We start from the raw sequence: 5,495 nt of genomic DNA on the forward strand, positions 1-5,495 counted from the left end.
GATTTGACAGTCGGTGTGGGTGGGATAAGGTAGTGAAGTTGCCCTGCGGGCGAGGCTGATGAGGCTGAGTTGCAGGTGCGTCCGATCCTTGAGAACTCAACAGCGTGCACTTGTCATAATGCCAAAAAACCTCGCAACCAGTTTCGGCTGGTTGATGAGATTTCTTTGAGATTAAACGGATTTGTCAGTAATGACATCCGATCGTCAGATCAAGCTCGTTGGGCTCGACCTATTCCGGTCTTGTTCAGCAAAATTCTTTTACGGAGAGTTTGATCCTGGCTCAGGATGAACGCTGGCGGCGTGCTTAACACATGCAAGTCGAACGGTGAAGGAGAGCTTGCTCTTTGGATCAGTGGCGAACGGGTGAGTAACACGTGAGCAATCTGCCCCTGACTCTGGGATAACAGTTGGAAACAGCTGCTAATACCGGATACGAGACGTGACCGCATGGTCGACGTTTGGAAAGAATTTCGGTCAGGGATGAGCTCGCGGCCTATCAGCTTGTTGGTGAGGTAATGGCTCACCAAGGCGTCGACGGGTAGCCGGCCTGAGAGGGTGACCGGCCACACTGGGACTGAGACACGGCCCAGACTCCTACGGGAGGCAGCAGTGGGGAATATTGCACAATGGGCGAAAGCCTGATGCAGCAACGCCGCGTGAGGGACGACGGCCTTCGGGTTGTAAACCTCTTTTAGCAGGGAAGAAGCGAAAGTGACGGTACCTGCAGAAAAAGCGCCGGCTAACTACGTGCCAGCAGCCGCGGTAATACGTAGGGCGCAAGCGTTATCCGGAATTATTGGGCGTAAAGAGCTCGTAGGCGGTTTGTCGCGTCTGCTGTGAAAACTGGAGGCTCAACCTCCAGCCTGCAGTGGGTACGGGCAGACTAGAGTGCGGTAGGGGAGATTGGAATTCCTGGTGTAGCGGTGGAATGCGCAGATATCAGGAGGAACACCGATGGCGAAGGCAGATCTCTGGGCCGTAACTGACGCTGAGGAGCGAAAGGGTGGGGAGCAAACAGGCTTAGATACCCTGGTAGTCCACCCCGTAAACGTTGGGAACTAGTTGTGGGGTCCATTCCACGGATTCCGTGACGCAGCTAACGCATTAAGTTCCCCGCCTGGGGAGTACGGCCGCAAGGCTAAAACTCAAAGGAATTGACGGGGACCCGCACAAGCGGCGGAGCATGCGGATTAATTCGATGCAACGCGAAGAACCTTACCAAGGCTTGACATATACGAGAACGGGCTAGAAATAGTCAACTCTTTGGACACTCGTAAACAGGTGGTGCATGGTTGTCGTCAGCTCGTGTCGTGAGATGTTGGGTTAAGTCCCGCAACGAGCGCAACCCTCGTTCTATGTTGCCAGCACGTAATGGTGGGAACTCATGGGATACTGCCGGGGTCAACTCGGAGGAAGGTGGGGATGACGTCAAATCATCATGCCCCTTATGTCTTGGGCTTCACGCATGCTACAATGGCCGGTACAAAGGGCTGCAATACCGTAAGGTGGAGCGAATCCCAAAAAGCCGGTCCCAGTTCGGATTGAGGTCTGCAACTCGACCTCATGAAGTCGGAGTCGCTAGTAATCGCAGATCAGCAACGCTGCGGTGAATACGTTCCCGGGTCTTGTACACACCGCCCGTCAAGTCATGAAAGTCGGTAACACCTGAAGCCGGTGGCCCAACCCTTGTGGAGGGAGCCGTCGAAGGTGGGATCGGTAATTAGGACTAAGTCGTAACAAGGTAGCCGTACCGGAAGGTGCGGCTGGATCACCTCCTTTCTAAGGAGCATCTGGCACTCTTCGGGGTGTCCAGGCCCCTGATCAGAGCGTTCGTCTCTGCAGGGAGCTCATGGGTGGAACATTGGACAAGGTGCTGATCGGAACTGCTGGTTCTTAGTACGTCGCTTGCGACTGGAACGGGGTTTGTGGGGATGGTTGGTACATGCACGCTGTTGGGTCCTGAGGGACCGGAACGCTTGCCCTTTCGGGGGTGGGTGGGCTGACTCCTCTGGGCCTTTTCTTGTTGTCACCGGTTGGTGGGAGCGGGGGAGGGTACCGCCCGTACTTTGAGAACTACACAGTGGACGCGAGCATCTTTGAGCTGACTTCGGTCAGTTCTTATAGATGATCTTAAAGATCATTAGTCAATTTCAGCCTCACCTTCGGGTGGGGTTCGATTCTTGATAAAACTCATGTGATTTCAAGTCTTTAAGAGCAAACGGTGGATGCCTTGGCATCTGGAGCCGAAGAAGGACGTAGCAATCTGCGATAAGCCTCGGGGAGTGGATAAGCACACTGTGATCCGAGGGTGTCCGAATGGGGAAACCCCGCTGGGCGGCGTGCCGACCCAGTGACTCCCGCCTGAATATATAGGGCGGGTAGAGGGAACGTGGGGAAGTGAAACATCTCAGTACCCACAGGAAGAGAAAGCAACCGCGATTCCGTTAGTAGTGGCGAGCGAAACCGGAACAGGCTAAACCGAGTACGTGTGATATCCGGCAGGAGTTGCGTGTTCGGGGTTGTGGGACTTTTCTGACAGGTCTGCCGATCTGTCGGCGTTACAAGAAGGTATAGACGAACGGTCTTGAAAGGCCGGTCATAGAGGGTGCCAACCCCGTAGTCGAAATGCCTCTCTTGACGCGAAGAGTATCCCAAGTAGCACGGGGCCCGAGAAATCCCGTGTGAATCTGTCAGGACCACCTGATAAGCCTAAATACTCCCAGATGACCGATAGCGGACAAGTACCGTGAGGGAAAGGTGAAAAGTACCCCGGGAGGGGAGTGAAATAGTACCTGAAACCGTTTGCTTACAAACCGTTGGAGCCTCCTTAGTAGGGGTGACAGCGTGCCTTTTGAAGAATGAGCCTGCGAGTTAGCGATACGTGGCGAGGTTAACCCGAGTGGGGTAGCCGTAGCGAAAGCGAGTCTGAATAGGGCGATTCAGTCGCGTGTCCTAGACCCGAAGCGAAGTGATCTATCCATGGCCAGGTTGAAGCGACGGTAAGACGTCGTGGAGGACCGAACCCACTTAGGTTGAAAACTGAGGGGATGAGCTGTGGATAGGGGTGAAAGGCCAATCAAACTTCGTGATAGCTGGTTCTCTCCGAAATGCATTTAGGTGCAGCGTTGCGTGTTTCTTACCGGAGGTAGAGCTACTGGATGGCCGATGGGGCCCAAAAGCTTACTGACGTCAGCCAAACTCCGAATGCCGGTAAGTGAGAGCGCAGCAGTGAGACTGTGGGGGATAAGCTTCATAGTCGAGAGGGAAACAACCCAGACCACCAACTAAGGTCCCTAAGCGCGTGCTAAGTGGGAAAGGATGTGGAGTTGCTTTGACAACCAGGAGGTTGGCTTAGAAGCAGCCACCCTTGAAAGAGTGCGTAATAGCTCACTGGTCAAGTGATTCCGCGCCGACAATGTAACGGGGCTCAAGCACGCCACCGAAGTTGTGGCATTGACATTTTTGGTAGGCCTTCGTGGTCCAGCCGTGTTGATGGGTAGGAGAGCGTCGTGTGGCCAGCGAAGCGGCGGTGTGAACCAGCCGTGGAGGCTACACGAGTGAGAATGCAGGCATGAGTAGCGAAAGACATGTGAGAAACATGTCCTCCGAAAGACCAAGGGTTCCAGGGTCAAGCTAATCTTCCCTGGGTAAGTCGGGACCTAAGGCGAGGCCGACAGGCGTAGTCGATGGACAACGGGTTGATATTCCCGTACCGGCGAAGAACCGCCCAAGCTAATCCAGTGGTGCTAAGAGTCCTAACCAGGAATGGATGGATCCCTTCGGGGTGAAGCCGTCTTGGCGAACGCTCGACCCCATGCTGGTGCGGTTAGCGTATTAACAGGTGTGACGCAGGAAGGTAGCCCAGCCCGGCGATGGTAGTCCGGGTGTAAGTGCGTAGGCCGAGTGATAGGCAAATCCGTCACTCATTAAGGCTGAGACACGATGCGGATAAAAAGTGGGTGATCCTATGCTGCCAAGAAAAGCATCGACGCGAGGTTCTAGCTGCCCGTACCCCAAACCGACTCAGGTGGTCAGGTAGAGAATACCAAGGAGATCGAGAGAATCGTGGTTAAGGAACTCGGCAAAATGCCCCCGTAACTTCGGGAGAAGGGGGGCCTTCGGCGTATTAGGACTTGCTCCGAAAGCGTTTGGAGGCCGCAGAGACTAGTGGGTAGCGACTGTTTACTAAAAACACAGGTCCGTGCCAAGTCGCAAGACGATGTATACGGACTGACGCCTGCCCGGTGCTGGAAGGTTAAGAGGACCGGTTAGCCGCAAGGCGAAGCTGAGAATTTAAGCCCCAGTAAACGGCGGTGGTAACTATAACCATCCTAAGGTAGCGAAATTCCTTGTCGGGTAAGTTCCGACCTGCACGAATGGCGTAACGACTTCCCAACTGTCTCAACCGCGAACTCGGCGAAATTGCATTACGAGTAAAGATGCTCGTTACGCGCAGCAGGACGGAAAGACCCCGTGACCTTTACTACAGCTTGGTATTGGTGTTCGGTGTGGCTTGTGTAGGATAGGTGGGAGACTTTGAAGCATGGACGCCAGTTCGTGTGGAGTCATTGTTGAAATACCACTCTGGTCACTCTGGATATCTAACTTCGAACCGTAATCCGGTTCAGGGACAGTGCCTGGTGGGTAGTTTAACTGGGGCGGTTGCCTCCCAAAAAGTAACGGAGGCGCCCAAAGGTTCCCTCAACCTGGTTGGCAATCAGGTGGCGAGTGTAAGTGCACAAGGGAGCTTGACTGTGAGACTGACAGGTCGAGCAGGGACGAAAGTCGGGACTAGTGATCCGGCAGTGGCTTGTGGAAGCGCTGTCGCTCAACGGATAAAAGGTACCTCGGGGATAACAGGCTGATCTTGCCCAAGAGTCCATATCGACGGCATGGTTTGGCACCTCGATGTCGGCTCGTCGCATCCTGGGGCTGGAGTAGGTCCCAAGGGTTGGGCTGTTCGCCCATTAAAGCGGTACGCGAGCTGGGTTTAGAACGTCGTGAGACAGTTCGGTCCCTATCCGCTGCGCGCGTAGGAAGTTTGAGAGGATCTGACCCTAGTACGAGAGGACCGGGTTGGACGAACCTCTGGTGTGTCAGTTGTTCCGCCAGGAGCACCGCTGATTAGCTACGTTCGGGATGGATAACCGCTGAAAGCATCTAAGCGGGAAGCCGGCCTCAAGATGAGACTTCCATGCCTTCGGGCGAGAGGCTCCCAGCCAGACTACTGGGTTGATAGGCCGGATGTGGAAGCGCGGTAACGCGTGAAGCTGACCGGTACTAATAAGCCGATGACTTGATAACACACCGTTTTTGGTGCTTGCGTCCACTGAGTGGTTCCCGATGTACGGTCGGGAACATAACACAACAATGATTTGCGTTCGTGTTGACTGAAACATCGATAGTGTTTCGGCGGCCATAGCGTGAGGGAAACGCCCGGTTACATTCCGAACCCGGAAGCTAAGCCTCACAGCGCCGATGGTACTGCAGGGGGG

3 rRNA genes are annotated in these 5,495 nt (G+C 54.6%); all 3 read left to right on the forward strand.

From position 1 onward, the window contains the following. Positions 1-257: 257 nt before the first annotated feature. Positions 258-1,779 (forward strand): 16S ribosomal RNA (locus ABTU82_RS16630). Between the two features lie 419 nt (positions 1,780-2,198). After that, positions 2,199-5,304 (forward strand): 23S ribosomal RNA (locus ABTU82_RS16635). A 104-nt stretch (positions 5,305-5,408) separates the two neighbouring features. Further along, positions 5,409-5,495: ribosomal RNA gene (gene rrf / locus ABTU82_RS16640) — 5S ribosomal RNA — on the forward strand; the annotation flags it as partial.

Source organism: Microbacterium deferens (genome assembly GCF_045517775.1).
Taxonomy (GTDB): Bacteria; Actinomycetota; Actinomycetes; order Actinomycetales; family Microbacteriaceae; genus Microbacterium.